The following is a 17534-nucleotide window of genomic DNA, read 5'->3' on the forward strand; positions in this document are numbered from 1 at the left end:
ATATAATAGATTTGCACAGCATAGTGCAATTCCATTATATAGGAGGGTGGTCCTCAGTTTGGCAGAGGTGGGTCTAAAACTTGTCATTAATGGGATAAAAACATGGCAAAGGAGGGTCTACTGGGTGGCAATATTCAAATATACCTATAAAAAATAAAAAAAGAAGAGCAATAAGCCCTTCTTACTTCTTCGCTTTTCGTTCAAAATGGTAATGCAGACGATATTCACATATTTCTCTTGTCCAATTGTAAAGCAATTCCAGATCTTCTTGTAGTACCTCGAATCCAATAACAAATTGATTATCATTAAAGGTAACCAGTCCTTTTGAACTTCCACTCCACTTGGTCATTGGCATCTTGGAAATAAGCTTTGCTACTTTTGCTTCATCATATTCCCATAATCTTTTAGTTTCACCATCTGAGAAATCAATATTTTTACGATATTCTTTTTCGGTTAGGTATCGATGAAAAAATGGAGCAACTTCTTCGGGAGTAATAGGATCAATCCAATGGTTTACACCTCTGGAAAGCATGGCAAGAAGTACAACCATCTTGTAACTTTTAGCCATACCTGTTTTTTCTACCTCTATCAACCATTGTTCGTACCGTTTGTATACCTCTTGCTCTTTGTCTGATAATTCATTCGCCCAATATAAAAAGCCTACAAATGACTTAAATTCAGACTTATACTGTGAAGCATCTGTCTCACCCTTTAAATGCAAGTCTAAATAGGTCGGCCTATTACCAAGAGTTATCTTTAATTCCTTATAACTTTGAAGAAGTTTTTCTTTACGAGGTTTTCTTTTTTTCGCAAGTTCTTTTAATAAATTGATTACCTTTACTTCTAAATTTAATGAACATGATTTTGGTAATGTTGGTTCAATACCGTTTGTTAATCTTTTCTTGTCTCTTGCTTGAGTATCAAACAAGCTTAGTTTAATATCAGCGTTACGATAGTTTCCGATTAAATCAATAATTACACAAGATTCTTTATCAGGATGAAGACGAAGTCCTCGACCAATTTGTTGAGTGAAGACGGTTAAAGACTCTGTCGGGCGCACGAATAATAATGTATCTACTGATGGAATGTCCACACCTTCATTAAACAAATCTACAGTAAAAATAGCATCTAATTCAGCATCTTCTAGCATCGTAATTGCTTGCTTACGGCCAATTGTTTGCTGTTGGGAATGAACTGCAACAGTTTTATAACCATTTTTATTAAAATATGAAGAGAGAAATTCAGACTGTTTAATGGATGAACAAAATACAATCGTTCTCGTTTGTTTATGCTTTACCCACGACTGTAGTATGTTTTCTGCCATTTCTTCACGAAGTTGTACCTGCAATAACTCATCTTCGGAATATCTAGTCCCCAACCAAGTAATTTGTGAATAATCAGTTTCATCATAAACACCATAATATCTGAATGGTGCTAACCACTGTCTCTGAATTGCTTCGAGAAAGTCTATTCGATAAGCCACATTTCCGGCGCAAATGGCATACACATCTTTATTGTCATTTCGATCTGGTGTAGCTGTTATTCCTAACAGAAACCTTGGATTAAAATAATCTATTACTCTTTGATATGAATCGGCGGCTGCATGATGAAACTCATCTACTATTATCAAATCAAATTCATCGTCTGAGAAATTCTCTAAATGGTGTTTCATGCATAGAGTATAGATTGATGCAAAAACAATGTCAGCATCTCCCTCTTTTTTACTTCCATTAAAAACACCAGTTGTTTTATTAGAAATGATTTTGTCAAATGAATTTTGTGCTTGATATAGAATTTCTTCTCTATGTGCAATAAATAGAATACGTTTAAAATTCCGAGCAAAAAAACCTGCTAAGTAGGTTTTTCCTAATCCAGTTGCCATAACTACCAATGCACTTGAATAATCTTCTTCAAGTGTTTTTTCCAGTTCTTCAAGTGCTTCAACCTGAGCATACCTAGGCTTTATGTCCCCGTAGACAGTCGTCTCTTCTTTAATTACTTCATAATTTATATCTGGTTTTTGATGTGGGAGCATTAATTCCAATTCTTCTCGTTGAGTCCAGGCTTTTACCAAAGATGGATTTTTCTTATGATAATACTCATACTCCAGATGGTATAATTTTACAATCTCAAGATTAACTCTAACGGTATTCTCATTCAGAAAATGGTATGAGAATTGATTTATCGCCTTCAGAAACGTTTCATTTTTGTTGGACGCATCAATCGACAAATTCCATTCAATCCCACTTGTTAATGCAGAACGGGATAAATTTGATGATCCAACTACTAATACACCGTCATTTTCACTTTGAAAAATATAGGATTTTGGATGAAAGGAAGTTCCATTACTTCTCCAGAGTCTAACCTCAATATTTTTATGTATATTAATTAAGCTCTTCAATGCATCTGGTTGGGTAATAAACAGGTAATCACCAGTACAAATTTTGATATCTGCCCCACGCTCAGCAGCTCCCTTTAAAGATTCTTTTAAAACTTCTACACCTGATTTCATTACAAAAGAAGTCAAAATAAAAATACTTGACGATTTTTCTATCTGAACATGTAAATGCTCAACTAGATTTCTTGTAATTAAATCAATTTTAGTCATCTTCAACCTCTATTAAGAAGATTTTCTCTTGAAAGCCTCCACGTTCTTGTGCTTTCCTCTCACGTATCTCTTCTACTTCTTCAATCGAAGATCCATGAGCAGCGGCCAAAGCATGAATGATTTCAAGCAGATCTGCGAGCTCTTCTAAGGCATTCTCGTTATTAGAAGCATTCATATATTCTTCAAGTTCTTCATAACTTTTTTTTCGTAATTGTTCAAAATATTCTTCATTTGATAGAACTTTAGTGATGAATTTTTTCCCTGTACTTTCTATAATTTCTGGTATTTTATCTCGGACTAGTTTATTGTGTACTGGCATAATTAACTCCTTTAGATAGATTGATATAATAACAATAGTTTTTTCTTCTCAAATATTCACATAAAAAGAAGAACGAAATTATTTAATAAATAAATACTACGTTCTTCTTTGACAGGAATATGTTAAACCTTGGGTATATTCCAACGATTAACAGCAATTTTAAATAATTTTTTTTGTCTTTCTTCTATTGAATTATTATCCCAGAGATGATAATTACTCAATGGTTTAGTTATTTTAATATTTGATCTTTGATAAACCTGTTTTTTCAATTCAAATGGCTTATTCTGAATACTAGTGTTAAATTCCTGACCTAATAACGTAAGGTTTCCCAACCTATTTAAATACTTTTGATGTAATTCTGAGTCTATATTCCATTCTGCTGGTTTTTTTGGCATAATGTGCTCTAAATGAACCCTTTTATTGTCTGAAATCACATTTACTTCATTTTCATAATAATCATTAATCTCTTTTAAAATATATTTTGCAACCTTCGCAGACTTAACAGTAAAAGTTGCAAATATATGTTCAAATTCTTCATCATTAAGCATCTCTGGCTTTATTTCATTATATATTTGATCAAGAGTTGTTAATTCTTTTTCTGATATCTTATGGGCAATTTTTGCAAATAATATTTCATATTTATTTGCAACCTTACCTGCCACGACATTATTCCTTACAATGAAACTCTCAATAGCTTTTAAAACATATTTAATATCATTTTCAGTAAATGAACTATTTACCATTGATAAAATTATTGGGTAAAATGAGCTTGCATTAAGAGTTTTTAAATTAATGAGTGCTCTTTGAATATCTTGGTCAACAAAATATAATTCCTCAGATGGATTCACTAAGTTTTTATACGGATCTGAAATCTTTCTAAAGTTTTCAACAAATTCTTCAGCTTTTTTAGGGGTGTTTATATGAGTGCGAATTTTTTTATATAAATCTTTTTCACGAGTAAACTTAAATTGAGAATTCCAATAATGTCTAAGAAATTTTGTAATATCTATATTTTCGATATTATCAACAGTACTCATCCATTCATTTTTCACCTTATCAATTAAACTCCCAGCTGATCTAAACAAATGATTTTTAAGAAGATCTGAGGTTTCCAAATCTTTACCCCTAGCATTTAATGTCTCAAAAATTATAAATGCTTCATTTATTTCATCAGTCTCAACATACATTAATTGAAAACCTTTTACAAACTTATTATAGAACTGAACAAGTAGATTATGTTTTTCTCTACTTTCATTATGTCCTTTTAATTCTTTTCTAAGATTATCTTCTAAAACTTTATATGCATACTTTATTCTGTTATGTGAAGCTTCCTCAGGATCTAAAACACTTGGTTTTCCAATCTGAATATTTTCTCTAAAATAGTCCCTATCTACTCTTCCTAAAGTAAGTCTTAATTCATTTTCTTCTTCTGACCAACGACCAATAAACTTTAATCTAATATCCTCAAATTTATTACGAGAGCTTAGATTATTTGATTCTTGATATATTTCTTCAAATAAATCCCGAAGAACAGCCAAAAATATAACTGAGGTAGTTGTTCTTTGCTGTCCATCAATAATATATTTTCGATTTTCAACTTTATCATCATGTATAACTACTTGACCAAAAAAATGAGTATCTCTATCCTCTTCAATAGCATTCACTAAGTCTGACCAGAAATCATCGATTTGTTCATCTTTTACCCAGGAGTATTCTCTTTGATAGTCCGGAATGTAATATATTCCTTTTTGTAAATAAGTTTCAATTGTTTCAAAACCAAAATTCTTAATCCCCATATACTTTAATTCTCCTTTAAAGCTTGTATAATTTTCTCAAGGAAAATAGACAATTATACCTATTGTAAACATTTTCAACTTCTAAACATTGTAATATATTCCCTATTTTATTACAACAAATCTAGTTTGGCATCTAAAAACACATTCGCACAAATTATAAATTAAAGATCTTATCATAATTTGTAATTGTTTAAAGTCAATTTAAAATGTTATTTACAAACATGAAAAATATTATATTTTATATTACCTTTACAGTAAAAAATGTATTATAAAAATTTACTTAATCTTGACTCGATCCATTATTCTCCTCACCGTCGGCAAATCCGCTGGTGCCCAATCCAAACTAAAGAGCTCTTCTTGTGTCAGCCAACGTAGGTCCACATGCTCAGTTAGCGTTGGCGCTCCTTCTATTACTTTGCACCAATAGGTTGATAAATGAACGGTGCCGAATTCATATTCATAGACCGTTTCTTCGATTTGGGATTCAACTTCGATCTCACATTTCATTTCTTCTTTGATTTCGCGTCGGAGTGCTTCTTCGGGTGTTTCTCCCGCTTCGATTTTTCCACCTGGGAATTCCCATTTTAGAGGAAGTTGATTATTCGGACCTCTTTGAACAGATAAGATTTTATCGTTATCAATGATTACAGCTGCTACTACATTGATATGTTTTGGCATGGTTTTCCTCCTGATTACCACTCAAAATCGTCTGGATACTCATCTTTGATTGGACGGATTTCGGTCATGGAACAGTTATATTCTTCTGCTGCCTCTAGTACATCTTCCCTTACTCTTTGATAGTCGTCTCCTTGTTCCGCAATTCGTTTTACCATGATGGTGATGTTCTTTTCTCGCTTTTCCTTTGTCATACGAATAAATTTACCGTTAAGCTTGTCCACATATTGTGTTGCATAATAATCAAATGAAATGAACCTGTCATTCATTAAACGTAGGATTCGGACGTGCGACGTTTCAGGTATCGAATTCATAAGATGGGTTGCAATGGCCGCCTGAAACCCCCTAACAGATGCAACAGCTGGATCCCAGATGACACGATGATCTTGTGTTCCATTGTAATTATCTTTTGAGATTTTTCTCGCATACAGGCTAACAAAATCATTTAACACCATCGTGACAAACAAAAGTTCAGGCCACAGTACATTAAATCCTAAATACGTATTATGATTCGGAGCAATGATGGAATGAAATTTCATGATGTCAGGTGTTAGTCCATTGTCGACTAATTTGATTTCTCTACCACCCATTAGCGCATGACGAATATCATAACACACTCCTAACACTCGAAGTCGTGGTCCTTCATAAGAAGGATACTCCCCCTCTTCACCGACAATTTTATGCAGAGAGTTATATAACAAATCAAAATCATTTTGATCCCCATAAACGGTAACGCCCGTTACATTAGGTGTATTTTCAAGATATATCATTTTATCTACCTCATTACTGTTGGGATATTTATTATCATAACGTACGAGTATTTGAGGAACAACCTAAAGATTACTAACTGCGTCTTATACATCTAATCATTTCATCATCGTATTGAATACATCGAGAACCATTGTAAGACGCGGTCCTTCATAAGAAGGATACTCCCCTCTTCACAGACAATTTTATGCAAATAATTATATAAAATCCAAAGCATTTTGATCCCCATGAACGGTAACATCTGTTAAATGAAGTGTATATTTAAGAATGTTGGAGTTTCTCTTATCATCACATTAAAGAATGTAATTACCTCTACCTCTAGTTTCCTAAACTAACATTCTGTCCCTTGTTTAATTGAGAATAATTATTAATTTTGGAGTCATAGCTTTTCCTAATGAGCATACACTTGGTATTGGAAGTACTTCTATTATTCCTTTCAGGAGATAAAGGGGGATTTTTTTTATGCCTAAAAAGATGTTTAGTATTGACCTCAATAAGCCAATGGAGGAACAAGCCCATCCAGGACATAATCGCTGGCATCCAGATATTCCAGCCGCTTTTGCTGTCGACCCTGGGACTTCTTTCCGTATGGAATGTAAGGATTGGACCGATGGACAAGTAAAGAATGATGATAATCCAAATGATATCCGAGATTTAGTTTTAGAAAGAGTTCATGTGTTAAGTGGGCCTGTGTATGTGAATGGTGTTAAACCAGGTGACTTGCTAGTAGTTGATATTTTAGATATTGGTCCTCTTGAAGAGGCGGAGTGGGGATTCAATGGAATTTTTGCAAAAGAAAATGGTGGAAGCTTTTTAACAGAGCACTATCCTCATGCTGCGAAATCTATTTGGGATTTCGAGGGTATTTATACAACATCCAGACATATTCCTGGTGTGAAATTTGCTGGTATTATGCATCCTGGATTGATTGGTGTCGCCCCTTCAATGGAATTACTACAGAAATGGAACAAACGTGAACAAGAATTAATCGATACGGATCCAAATCGTATTCCTGAATTAGCGAAGGCTCCTACCCCTGATAATGCTGTTCTAGGCACTTTAAAAGGGGCGGAATTCGACCGTGTCGCTAGAGAAGGTGCAAGGACTGTTCCACCTAGAGAGAATGGCGGTAACTGTGATATTAAAAATCTATCAAAAGGGTCGAGAATCTATTTTCCTGTATTTGTAGATGGTGCAAAGCTATCCGTTGGAGACCTTCATTTCTCACAAGGCGATGGTGAAATTACGTTCTGTGGTGGAATTGAAATGGCAGGATTCATCGATTTAAAAGTAGATGTCATCAAAGGTGGAATGGCCAAGTATAACATCAAAGAAAATCCAGTATTTAAACCTGGTCCAGTAGATCCACATTACTCAGATTTCCTAGTATTTGAAGGAGTATCAGTGGATGAGTTTTCTGGAAAACAACATTATTTAGATGCTCATATTGCCTATCGTAGAGCATGCCTAAATGCCATTGACTATTTAAAAACACTCGGTTATACAGGTGAGCAAGCATATATGATTTTAGGTAGTGCCCCAGTTGAAGGACGCGTGGCTGGTATCGTTGATATCCCTAATGCATGCTGCACCATTGCCATTCCAACTCAAATCTTTGATAAGGATATCACACCAAAATAAGAAAGGATCGGAGGAAATCAATCGTGCCAAGTTATACATTTCACTGCAAAGAATGTGGCGAATTTACCCTTTTTTTTAAATCTAGCACTGGTAATCGAGCAACCGCAGAATGCCCATCATGTCTATTAGAATCAAAACGAGTTTTCTTTCCTCCCAATCTATTTTCTTACTCAAAAGAAATACGTACTAGAATTGAAAAAGGAATTGAGCCACGTCGAATGACAAGGGAAGAACTCGGAACGACACCAAGGAAAAATCCAAAACCTTCAGGTCGACCGTGGCAATTATAAAATCAGAATCAAAAATCTCTCACAAGTTAATATAGTCCCAAGTGTAATTCACTTGGGACTACGTTTGTTTTACTCTAAATAACTTAACAAATACCATTTTTCCCCTTCTATATACCATTACAACAGTATTTTCCAATGCAAGATATCTCATGCTTTCTACCTTTTTGTTGTTGAAATTTTTCATAGTGCAGATAATAGGCATTGTTTTATATCAGGATCCCCCCTTTGTTTGGTCGGATTTCAATCTTGAAGAGTATGGATTTTCATCCAATCACTGTAACCATTTATAAAAACATCCGTCTAATTGGTAAATAGAGCTAGGGGGAAAATGATGAAGAAATGGTTCCTTAACCTAATATTGATGATATTCTTACTATTCATAGCTGGATGTAGTGGTCAAGGTTCAGAAAGTAAAAGTATGGATATGGCTGCACCACAGCCAGAAATGGCTCGGACGGACATTCGTGAAGAGAACGTGATGGTGGATCGACCTGTTGAAGCTAAAGATGCAGTTGTAGGTAACGATATTGGTGAGAGCATGAATCATGACCGAATGTTTATCTACCATGCCAATCTATCGATAGAAGTGAAAGATTATTATGCTGTGGCCGCAGACATCCAGCAGAAAGCGACTGAGCTTGGTGGATATATCGTAGAATCAACGACATATGACCATGATTCAGAATCGATTACTGGAACGATTATTCTTAAAGTTCCACAGTCCTATTTTCAATCATACTTAACCGAAATAGAAAAAAAGAGTATAAAAGTGGTGCAGAAAAGCATTACAGGTAATGATGTCAGTGAAGAATTTGTGGACCTCGAGTCCCGCTTAAAAGCAAAAGAAGCTGTAGAAAATAGGCTCTTAACCTTAATGGAACAAGCCACGAAAACAGAGGATCTCTTAAAAATCTCGAACGACCTTTCAAGAGTACAAGAAGAAAAAGAGCAAATTCAAGGAAGAATGAAATATTTAAAGAACAATGTAGACTATTCCACCGTTACGATTTATCTAGAAGAACAATTAGTGAAGATTGATTCCATCAAAGGGAACGATTCCTTGAATACATGGCAAAAAGGAAAAAGTCTATTTGTCGATACAATTAACGGAATCATTTCCGTATTTTCAGGTGTGGTTGTACTACTCGTTGGGCTATCCCCTATCATCGTTCCAATTGTTATTATATTTGTTCTTTGGATTGTCTATCGAAAAAGGAAACGAAAAGAATAGATGATAGTTAACTAGGTGCCTAAACATCGCCAGTTTAGGTACCTCCCTCCAAATGAATATACTTATTCGATGAAGAAAACTAAAAACATTGACCACTTCGCGTTTCCCCCTTTATACCTATGGCATAAAACACCATCTCCCCTCATACTTTTGGTAATAAAAAAGGAGGGATGATACATGTTAAACAGAGTGTCAGAGCGTTTCTCACGTGTGATTCAGCGGTATTTGCCTGATGCGTTTGTCATCGCCGTAATCATGACCTTATTCGTTTTTATCTTAGCCTTTTTTACAACTCCCGCTGACCCTATGAATTTGTTTCAGTCATATGGAGATGGTTTCTGGACGTATTTAGCGTTTACGATGCAGATGGTCTTGTTGCTTATGACGGGGATGGTGCTAGCTTCTGTTCCTTTTATCCGAAGAGGATTAGAGGCCATCTCAGCTAAAGCAAACACGGCAACAAAGGCATATTTATTTACGTTCTTAATCTCGGCCGCTGCGTATTATATTAACTGGGGACTCGCTGTTGTTGTCGGCGCTATCGTCGCTCGCGAGGTGGGAAAACGAAATAAAAATGCTCATTTTCCATTATTGGTCGCATGTGCCTATGCTCCTACTGTCCTATATACAGCTGGGCTTTCAAGCTCAATCCTTCTAACGATTGCAACAAAGGATCACTTTCTAGCCGATGTAATGGGAGTCATCCCAACCTCTGAAACCATCTTTCACCCAGGAACGATCATTATTTTCCTTACACTACTCATCACAATTCCTATCTTTATCCTATTAATGGCTCCAAAAAAGAATATCATTCCATATCAAGCAAAAACCGAGACGACTTCTCAATCAACATTGGAAGATACAGGGGAAACAAATACTCCCGCATACCGTCTAGAACACACACCTATCCTCGGAATTCTTATTGGATTAGTCGGTATCGTTTATGTAGTGCTACAATTCTCGAATAGTATCGATTTAAACTTGAATCTCATTAATCTTTTGTTTCTATCATTGGGACTGATTTTTCACCGTTCTCTTGCCCAATACGGGAAAGCCTTTAAAGAAGCTGCTGGTTCAATCTCGCCGATCATTCTACAATTCCCTTTCTATGCGGGGATTATCGCACTACTTGGAAGCTCAGGTCTGGCTGATCAAATCATTCAAGGCATGGCGTCCGTGTCTAGTGCCGAATCGTTCGGTGTCTTTACGTACTGGACAGCTGGCCTTGTCAATATCTTAGCGCCATCGGGTGGCGGACAATGGGCGTTACAAGGTCCTCTTCAAGTACCTGCAGGATTGGAACTCGGGGCTGATCCGGCTGTTGTCGCTATGGCGGTGGGCTGGGGAGATGCTTGGACGAACCTCATCCAACCGTTCTGGGCTCTACCTATCTTAAGTATTGTTGGCCTCCATATCCGTCATATTATGGGATACTGTATTTTACTAAGTGTGTGGATTGGGATTGTGACGTCGATTTTGATTTATTTTGTGTACTGAGATGTTGCGATTTGACAATTAAAGATGTAAGCATTAGAAAAGACCACTTTTTCTTAATAGTGGTCTTTTTAGTTATGATATTTGACAATCCATAAACTCATTTACTTTGTTTCCAATATACTCAAGACATTTTTTACAGATTGTGCGGATTTTGCAAGCGCTTGTTTTTCATCATTTGTTAACGGAATTTCAATGACACTTTCAATACCATTCCCACCTAAAATGGTCGGAACACCTAGGTAAATATCGTGAAAACCATACTCACCTTCTAGATAAGCAATAGATGGTAAGATGCGTTTTTTATCTTTAAGAATGGCTTCAGCCATTTCAACCATCGAAGCAGCTGGTGCATAATAGGCGCTTCCTTGCCCCAACAAGTTAACGATTTCGCCCCCACCTTTACGTGTCCTTTCTACGATTGCTTCGATTCGTTCAGCTGGGAGGAGCTTTTCAAGAGGAATTCCACCTGCATAAGAGTAACGAACCAGTGGAACCATATCATCTCCATGTCCGCCTAGAACAAATCCTGAGATATCTTCAATTGAAATGCCTAATTCCTCCGCAACAAACGTATTGAAACGCGCTGTATCCAGTACACCTGACTGGCCAATTACTCGATTTTTTGGAAAACCTGTTGTTTTGTAACACACATAGGTCATCGCATCAACTGGATTACTTAGTACAAGAATATAACTATTCGGCGCATATTTCTTAATATTTTTAGAAACCTCTATCATAATTTTTTCATTTGTAGCGACTAAATCATCGCGGCTCATTCCTGGTTTACGTGGAAGACCTGCGGTAATGAGGACGAGATCAGCATCTTGTATGTCTTCATAATTAGAGGTTCCAGTAATGTTTGCATTAAATCGTTGGACTGGACTTGCCTCTAGCAAATCAAGGGCTTTTCCTTTTGTAGGATTTGATTGTGAAGGAATATCAACTAATACAACATCTCCTAGCTCTTTTTGAGCAAGCATCAGAGCAGCTGTTGCACCCGTAAAGCCTGCACCTATGACAGCTAATTTTCTTCGTGTAAACGCCATGTTTCTCCCTCCGTTCTCTGTCATGTTGTCTAGTCAATTAGAGACCTATTCTTCTGATTTTTCTTCATCTAGCTTAGGCTCAGCTTTCGTTGTTTCAGTCTTGGCATTCGTTGCATTCTTTTTCGTGTTTCTTGTATTTCGTTTTGTTGTTGATTTTGTCGTTTTTGGTGCGTTTTTTTCTTTTTCTTCCTTCTGCTCAACAAATAATGAAGAGTTGATTGATTCATCTGGATGTGGGATGACATGTGCCGAAACCAGTTCTCCGACTCTTTTCGCCGCCTCTTTTCCAGCATCAACTGCAGCTTGGACAGCACTCACATCCCCTTGAACTAAAACTGTAACAAGGGCTGCATCGACCTTTTCTTGTTTAACCAATGTCACATCAGCCGATTTTAACATCGCATCTGCTGCCTCAATCGAACCGACTAATCCTCTCGTTTCAATCATTCCTAGTGCTCTACCCACGTTCATTTCACCTCTTTTTCTACATCAACCGAATCTATAATTCCTATAATCAGGGCATCTATTGGTATCTTTTTTTCACTAGATAGATTCGCAGCTGCGCTTCCACGCGTGACAAGAACCTGATCACCAAAGCCAGCTCCAATTCTATCTACTGCAACAAATGGAACGCCAACATTCGTGCGGTCTGCATGTTCAGGTTGCACAATTAAGAATTTTAATCCTTGTAACTCATCTTCTTTCCTTGTAGCCCAAACGTTTCCTATCACTGTCCCTAATTCCATTTACCTGTTCGCCCCTTTTGAATCAAGTATCCTGATGTCTATTTGCATTTCTCTCGCCGTATCTCTCGCTAGCGGTGTAATAATGGTATTAGCATCCACCTCAATGAGATTGCCTTTACAATCCTGTATATCACGCCTTGTCAAAATCTTTTTCTTATTGGATGCTGGCTGATTCTCCTGCTTTAGAGCAGTGGCTTCATTCTTTGTTTCTACAAATCTCTCAAACTTGTCAACCCTTGCTCCAAATTTTTCGAGTGTTTCCATATATCCTCTTAATTGAGCAACATAGGCATGATTAATGGGACTCTTGGAAAATAAATGGTCTTCTAAATAGATAGTGGGTACAATTGTAACTGGAGTTGACTCCATCAAACATCGAGAAAGTAATTTGCTCTCAGGTGTGTCAAAGATTCCCAAAGCTCCTTTTACAAGCAGGTCCTGTGTGGCGTGCATAAATAGGACATGACTGATCTCATCCAATCTTACTTTTTCCTTGCCGACATACGTACTAATCGACCATTTTGCTTGTAATTTCGATAATTGTTCAGGCTCTGCAAATGAAATATCTCCAACCACTAGTAAATTTGGTTTTTCGACTGCTTGTATCTGGGAATTCTCAGTCGATAATCTCGCCACTACTTCTCCTACAATTCGTTCAATCATCTCTCGATCAATCATGATCTGTTCTCCTCATATTTCACAATTCTCCCAAATGTTTTCCCCTTTATAAACCCAGCATTGGCTTCATCTGTATCGACATGCATTTCGAGTTTGTATTTTGGTGAAACACGAATGAGCACCTTACCAAAAGTTATTGGTCGTTCGCCTTCGATCTCAATCTTCACATATTCTCCATCTTCTACACCTTGTCTTTGTGCATCATCAGGATTCATGTGAATATGCGCCTGAGCAATGATTAACCCTTCTTTTTTGTAAATGCTTCCGTTAGGTCCGACAATCGTAACAGGTGCTGATCCTTCAAGATGACCAGACTCACGAAGTGGTGGTTTTACACCAAGCTTAATCGAATCTGTTTGACTAATCTCGACTTGAGTCATAGTACGCGCAGGACCAAGAATGCGCACTTTTTCGATGCTGCCTCTTGGTCCTACAATTGTTACGAATTCATTTGCTGCGAATTGTCCAGGCTGTGACAAATCCGCCTTTTTAGTTAACTCAAATCCTTCACCAAAAAGTTCTTCAAGATCACGCTTACTCAAATGGCAATGTCGAGCAGAAACTGCGATTGGAATGGAATCAGCATTTGTCTTTCTCCCATTCAATTGGGTAACAACTTCCTCTACAATCGTTTCTATGAGTCGTTGATCCATGTTCCATGCTCCTAACCGATTTGTCTATTATTCTTTGATTTCTAATTTTGGTAAAATGCTTTCCAATTCATTATGTGGACGTGGAATCACGTGTACAGAAATGACTTCCCCAACACGTTGAGCCGCAGCAGCTCCAGAGTCAGTCGCAGCTTTTACTGCCCCTACATCCCCTCGAACTAAAACTGTTACAATTCCTCCACCAACATGTACCTTCCCTACTAAGTGAACATTAGCTGCCTTTACCATCGCATCAGCTGCTTCTACAGATGCCACTAATCCTTTTGTTTCAATCATTCCTAATGCTGTTAATTCTCTACTCATTTTAAATTCCTCCTATAGGTTCATTTTTTTAATTCATTTGATATTTTTTGATAACTTGGTTGACCATTTCGGCTATTTGTTTTTCATCGATTTGATTTTTCGATGGTACTTTGTTCAAGATATTCTTAACAATTTCATCCACACTTGGTGGTTTACTTGTTTCTTGTTTGATGCTTGTATTTGATTGAGATGGTTTTGGAATTGAAACTTCTTTAATTCCATATGCCATTCTCTTGATATTAATCAGGTGACGAGCTGTTACATTATCAGACGTGATATTGCCGCCAAAAGAACCACACCCCAAGGTCAACGATGGTAATAATCCTGTTGTTGCACCGACTGCCCCAATTGACGAAAGTGTATTAACCATCATTCTTGAGACAGGCATTTCGAGGGCAAATTCATTTGCCACCTTTTCATCATTGGTATGAAGGGCTAAACTATGACCTCTTCCACCGATATTGAGAAGCTTAATACAATATTCTTTTGCTTCTTCATAGCTATTGGCTGTGTAGAAACCAAAGATTGGAGATAGCTTTTCGATTGAGAATGGGACATGTTTTCCCACATTTGTTTCTTCAGCCACTAATATTCTCGTATCAGACGGTACCGTAAATCCAGCCATCTCCGCAATTCGAACGGCACTTTGACCGACAATAGCAGGATTCAATTTTCCTGGATCTGGCGAGATAAGTTTTTCTAGCTTTGCTTTTTCACTTTCGTTCAAGATGTATGATCCATTGTTTTTCAACTCACGAATGACCATTTCTTTAATGCTCTTATCAACCACAAGCGCTTGCTCTGTTGCACAAATGGTACCGTTATCGAAGGATTTGCTATCCACAATCATGGAAACGGCCTTCGCAACATTGGCTGTTCGTTCAATATAACAAGGTACATTTCCTGGTCCTACACCATAAGCTGGTTTGCCAGAACTATAGGCAGCCCTTACTAAACCACCGCCGCCCGTTGCTAAAATCACGTTAATATCACGATGTTTCATTAATTCAGAGGTTGCAGCCATCGAAGGGTTTGAAATCCAACCAATTAGCCCTTCTGGTGCTCCCGCTTCAATCGCTGCTTGTTCACAAATTTTTAATGCCTCAACTGTACATTTCACGGCACGTGGATGTGGACTGACAACAATGGCATTTCTTGTTTTCAGGGAAATCAATGCCTTGAAAATAGCTGTCGAAGTAGGGTTTGTTGTGGGGATAATCCCAGCTACCACTCCGAAGGGATACGCTATTTCAGTTATTCTATTTGCTCTGTCCTCATTGATGATTCCAACTGTCTTTTCATCTTTAATAGATTCATAGACGGCCATCGAACCGACTTCATTTTTTATCTTCTTATGCTCAACAACACCCATCCCTGTTTCTTCAACAGCCATTTTTGCAAGTTCAAGAGATTTTGAATAAGCAGCTTTTGCGACCCGTTCAACAATTTCATCAACCTGCTGCTGCGAGAAGGACAAGTACTTCTGCTGCGCTTCTTTCGCTCGTTTAACGGCATGGCGCATTTCTTGAATGGATTGGAGATCTTGGTCAAATTGCACAGGATAAACTCCTTTCTATCTAGAATTTCAAAGGGTTTTCAGCAATCCGTAGAATACTATCTCGGAACGCATCGGCTGCTGCCTTACACGCAGATTGTGAACCTCTCAGCAAGCCCCCACCAAAGTTTGTTTCAGATGGTGGTCCAAAAAACTTCACTAATTCTACATCTGCAGCCTTTAATGCTGCATCTAAACCATATACAGCTTCAAGTGGAGGAGCGATTAAATATGCAATCGGTTCTCCTTGATTGATTCCTGCTTCTTTTGAGAGGTAAGAACCAGAACTTGATATCACGTGCGCAAATAGAGCATGCGTTTTGGCAGAATCAAGTGCTTCAAAATAAGCATCCGTCTCAGCCGTTTGTAGAACCGCTTCAATTCCACTTTTCACCTCATCTGGTGTTGGACCAGCTAAGATCCCGATCATTTCACCAGATAGAGGACCTGACGGATGAGCAGATCCTGCGTAAAACGATTTCGCATAGACGACCTCAACAGCTGCCCGTTTCGTCGCTTCATCTAAAGCTGTGTATCCAATATCATCAACTGTTGATGTAAAGATTCCCAAACTTCTCTGATGAGGTTCAAGGTTTAATTCCTTTCCCAATACAGGATCTACATTTGGTATGATACGAACAGCTAAAATATCAGCATAAATTCGTTCTAAAGCCAAATTGATTACCTCCTATGATTCTTTCTGAACCAGTGATACGCCACTAGCTTCATATTTTAGTATTTTTTGAATCACAGTTCCGATATACGCACCTGCTTCTACCGGAGGAATACCTCCCTTATGGATGTTTGAAATAACCATCCGATCGGCTTCTATCGTTCCGATTCTTGGCCTGTAACACAGGTATGCGCTCAATGACTCCGCACTAACCAGTCCAGGGCGTTCACCAATTAAGAGAACGACAACATCTGGTTGAAGGACCTCACCAACATCATCCATTACGGCGACTCTGCCTTTTTCAATATAAAAAGGGGTCCCCGTATCAATGCCAAGACTTTTCAACGATTGTTGTAAAGAGAGATACACATCTTCCACATTTTCTTCGACTGCGCTTGAGCTTAACCCATCAGATACAATGATTTGAACAGTTGGGTTTTTCTTGCATTTCTCAAGAATGGTCTTCTTGGCTTCATCTGATAATTTCCTTCCAAAATCAGGTCTGCGTATATAAACCTCTTTATCATTTACCTTCGTTTCCACCTTAAATAAATCCAAGGTTTCTAAGAGTTGATCATTCACCGTTCCATAGACTGCATCTACAGCTGCAGCGTGGTCATATCTAAACTTCAACCATGTATTCGTTTTGGGACGAAGACCCGCTCTTCCAATCCCAATTCGAGCAGGTGTTTTTGACACTAATTCCTTTAGCTCATCAGGATTTTTAGGGTTTTCAATTCCGATTGATGTCTCAAGGCTAGTTGGTACTTCTTGTTCCTGTTCGGTTGGAACCTCTGAATGATTGGTATAGGGCTTAATGTGAATAACATCGCCACCAGATTCCACACTCTCTTCTTGAACTGTAGACGTAACGGTCTTTTTCTTTTTTGAATGGGAAGAATGATCCCAGAATGTAACAGCAGTTTCTTTTTGTTTATCATCTACGGACTGTTGTTGATCCGTGCCTTCTTGTTCTAACTTTTCAATCACGAGCTTCGTGACCATCTCAATTAGCTCTGCATTCATTTGATTCAACT

At 37.6% G+C, this 17534-nt stretch carries 18 protein-coding genes; 4 read left to right on the forward strand and 14 right to left on the reverse strand.

The window, feature by feature from the left end; genetic code table 11:
• Positions 1-181: 181 nt before the first annotated feature.
• The 5 genes from ACWPVE_RS00885 to ACWPVE_RS00905 form a co-directional block, all read right to left on the reverse strand.
• Complete coding sequence (locus tag ACWPVE_RS00885; RefSeq protein WP_453989987.1) at positions 182-2608, reverse strand: DEAD/DEAH box helicase family protein; 2427 nt, start codon at positions 2606-2608, stop codon at positions 182-184.
• A complete protein-coding gene (locus ACWPVE_RS00890) occupies positions 2601-2927 on the reverse strand; it encodes a pyrophosphohydrolase domain-containing protein (protein ID WP_453989989.1) in 327 nt (108 codons plus the stop codon). Before ACWPVE_RS00890 ends, ACWPVE_RS00885 begins: the two co-directional genes overlap by 8 nt.
• A 122-nt stretch (positions 2928-3049) precedes the next feature.
• Complete coding sequence (locus ACWPVE_RS00895; protein WP_453989991.1) at positions 3050-4723, reverse strand: DUF262 domain-containing protein; 1674 nt, start codon at positions 4721-4723, stop codon at positions 3050-3052.
• A 276-nt stretch (positions 4724-4999) separates the two neighbouring features.
• Complete coding sequence (locus tag ACWPVE_RS00900) at positions 5000-5401, reverse strand: (deoxy)nucleoside triphosphate pyrophosphohydrolase (RefSeq protein WP_453989993.1); 402 nt, start codon at positions 5399-5401, stop codon at positions 5000-5002.
• A gap of 14 nt (positions 5402-5415) precedes the next feature.
• Positions 5416-6168 (reverse strand): DUF6904 family protein, encoded by a 753-nt coding sequence (locus tag ACWPVE_RS00905; protein WP_453989995.1) that lies wholly within the window; start codon positions 6166-6168, stop codon positions 5416-5418.
• Positions 6169-6628: 460 nt separating this feature from the next.
• Here ACWPVE_RS00905 and fmdA point away from each other — a divergent pair, with 460 nt between their 5' ends.
• The 4 genes from fmdA (at position 6629) to ACWPVE_RS00925 (ending at position 10825) form a co-directional block, all read left to right on the forward strand.
• The gene (fmdA, locus tag ACWPVE_RS00910; protein ID WP_453989997.1) at positions 6629-7807 is read left to right on the forward strand and encodes a formamidase; all 1179 of its coding nucleotides are present in this window, start codon (positions 6629-6631) and stop codon (positions 7805-7807) included.
• A 23-nt stretch (positions 7808-7830) separates the two neighbouring features.
• The gene (locus ACWPVE_RS00915) at positions 7831-8097 is read left to right on the forward strand and encodes a zinc ribbon domain-containing protein (protein WP_453989999.1); all 267 of its coding nucleotides are present in this window, start codon (positions 7831-7833) and stop codon (positions 8095-8097) included.
• Between the two features lie 331 nt (positions 8098-8428).
• A complete protein-coding gene (locus ACWPVE_RS00920) occupies positions 8429-9328 on the forward strand; it encodes a DUF4349 domain-containing protein (RefSeq protein ID WP_453990001.1) in 900 nt (299 codons plus the stop codon).
• Between the two features lie 177 nt (positions 9329-9505).
• The gene (locus ACWPVE_RS00925) at positions 9506-10825 is read left to right on the forward strand and encodes a short-chain fatty acid transporter (protein ID WP_453990004.1); all 1320 of its coding nucleotides are present in this window, start codon (positions 9506-9508) and stop codon (positions 10823-10825) included.
• A gap of 101 nt (positions 10826-10926) precedes the next feature.
• Here ACWPVE_RS00925 and mdh read toward each other — a convergent pair whose 3' ends face one another.
• From mdh to eutC, 9 genes are read right to left on the reverse strand one after another with little or no spacing between them, the layout of a single operon-like run.
• Complete coding sequence (gene mdh, locus ACWPVE_RS00930) at positions 10927-11871, reverse strand: malate dehydrogenase (RefSeq protein ID WP_453990006.1); 945 nt, start codon at positions 11869-11871, stop codon at positions 10927-10929.
• 45 nt (positions 11872-11916) lie between these two features.
• Entirely contained in the window at positions 11917-12336 is a 420-nt protein-coding gene (locus ACWPVE_RS00935) for a BMC domain-containing protein (protein ID WP_453990008.1), read from the reverse strand.
• Between the two features lie 2 nt (positions 12337-12338).
• A complete protein-coding gene (locus ACWPVE_RS00940; RefSeq protein ID WP_453990010.1) occupies positions 12339-12617 on the reverse strand; it encodes a EutN/CcmL family microcompartment protein in 279 nt (92 codons plus the stop codon).
• A complete protein-coding gene (locus ACWPVE_RS00945; protein ID WP_453990012.1) occupies positions 12618-13295 on the reverse strand; it encodes a hypothetical protein in 678 nt (225 codons plus the stop codon).
• Positions 13292-13948 (reverse strand): phosphate propanoyltransferase, encoded by a 657-nt coding sequence (pduL, locus tag ACWPVE_RS00950; RefSeq protein ID WP_453990014.1) that lies wholly within the window; start codon positions 13946-13948, stop codon positions 13292-13294. Before pduL ends, ACWPVE_RS00945 begins: the two co-directional genes overlap by 4 nt.
• A gap of 27 nt (positions 13949-13975) precedes the next feature.
• Positions 13976-14269, reverse strand: a complete 294-nt coding sequence (locus ACWPVE_RS00955) for a BMC domain-containing protein (protein ID WP_453990015.1) — start codon at positions 14267-14269, stop codon at positions 13976-13978.
• Positions 14270-14297: 28 nt separating this feature from the next.
• The gene (locus ACWPVE_RS00960; protein WP_453990017.1) at positions 14298-15827 is read right to left on the reverse strand and encodes an acetaldehyde dehydrogenase (acetylating); all 1530 of its coding nucleotides are present in this window, start codon (positions 15825-15827) and stop codon (positions 14298-14300) included.
• A gap of 19 nt (positions 15828-15846) precedes the next feature.
• A complete protein-coding gene (gene eutL / locus ACWPVE_RS00965; protein ID WP_453990019.1) occupies positions 15847-16500 on the reverse strand; it encodes an ethanolamine utilization microcompartment protein EutL in 654 nt (217 codons plus the stop codon).
• 12 nt (positions 16501-16512) lie between these two features.
• A complete protein-coding gene (eutC, locus tag ACWPVE_RS00970) occupies positions 16513-17523 on the reverse strand; it encodes an ethanolamine ammonia-lyase subunit EutC (protein ID WP_453990021.1) in 1011 nt (336 codons plus the stop codon).
• Between the last annotated feature and the right edge of the window lie 11 nt (positions 17524-17534).

The sequence above is a fragment of the Bacillus nitroreducens genome (assembly GCF_964021195.1).

Excerpts from the sequence above, each read along its gene's own strand:
- ACWPVE_RS00885 (WP_453989987.1), bottom strand. The coding sequence starts at position 2,608 with ATGACTAAAATTGATTTAATTACAAGAAATCTAGTTGAGCATTTACAT.
- ACWPVE_RS00890 (WP_453989989.1), bottom strand. The coding sequence starts at position 2,927 with ATGCCAGTACACAATAAACTAGTCCGAGATAAAATACCAGAAATTATA.
- ACWPVE_RS00895 (WP_453989991.1), bottom strand. The coding sequence starts at position 4,723 with ATGGGGATTAAGAATTTTGGTTTTGAAACAATTGAAACTTATTTACAA.
- ACWPVE_RS00900 (WP_453989993.1), bottom strand. The coding sequence starts at position 5,401 with ATGCCAAAACATATCAATGTAGTAGCAGCTGTAATCATTGATAACGAT.
- ACWPVE_RS00905 (WP_453989995.1), bottom strand. The coding sequence starts at position 6,168 with ATGATATATCTTGAAAATACACCTAATGTAACGGGCGTTACCGTTTAT.
- fmdA (WP_453989997.1), top strand. The coding sequence starts at position 6,629 with ATGCCTAAAAAGATGTTTAGTATTGACCTCAATAAGCCAATGGAGGAA.
- ACWPVE_RS00920 (WP_453990001.1), top strand. The coding sequence starts at position 8,429 with ATGAAGAAATGGTTCCTTAACCTAATATTGATGATATTCTTACTATTC.
- ACWPVE_RS00925 (WP_453990004.1), top strand. The coding sequence starts at position 9,506 with ATGTTAAACAGAGTGTCAGAGCGTTTCTCACGTGTGATTCAGCGGTAT.
- mdh (WP_453990006.1), bottom strand. The coding sequence starts at position 11,871 with ATGGCGTTTACACGAAGAAAATTAGCTGTCATAGGTGCAGGCTTTACG.
- ACWPVE_RS00940 (WP_453990010.1), bottom strand. The coding sequence starts at position 12,617 with ATGGAATTAGGGACAGTGATAGGAAACGTTTGGGCTACAAGGAAAGAA.
- ACWPVE_RS00945 (WP_453990012.1), bottom strand. The coding sequence starts at position 13,295 with ATGATTGATCGAGAGATGATTGAACGAATTGTAGGAGAAGTAGTGGCG.
- pduL (WP_453990014.1), bottom strand. The coding sequence starts at position 13,948 with ATGGATCAACGACTCATAGAAACGATTGTAGAGGAAGTTGTTACCCAA.
- ACWPVE_RS00955 (WP_453990015.1), bottom strand. The coding sequence starts at position 14,269 with ATGAGTAGAGAATTAACAGCATTAGGAATGATTGAAACAAAAGGATTA.
- eutC (WP_453990021.1), bottom strand. The coding sequence starts at position 17,523 with ATGAATGCAGAGCTAATTGAGATGGTCACGAAGCTCGTGATTGAAAAG.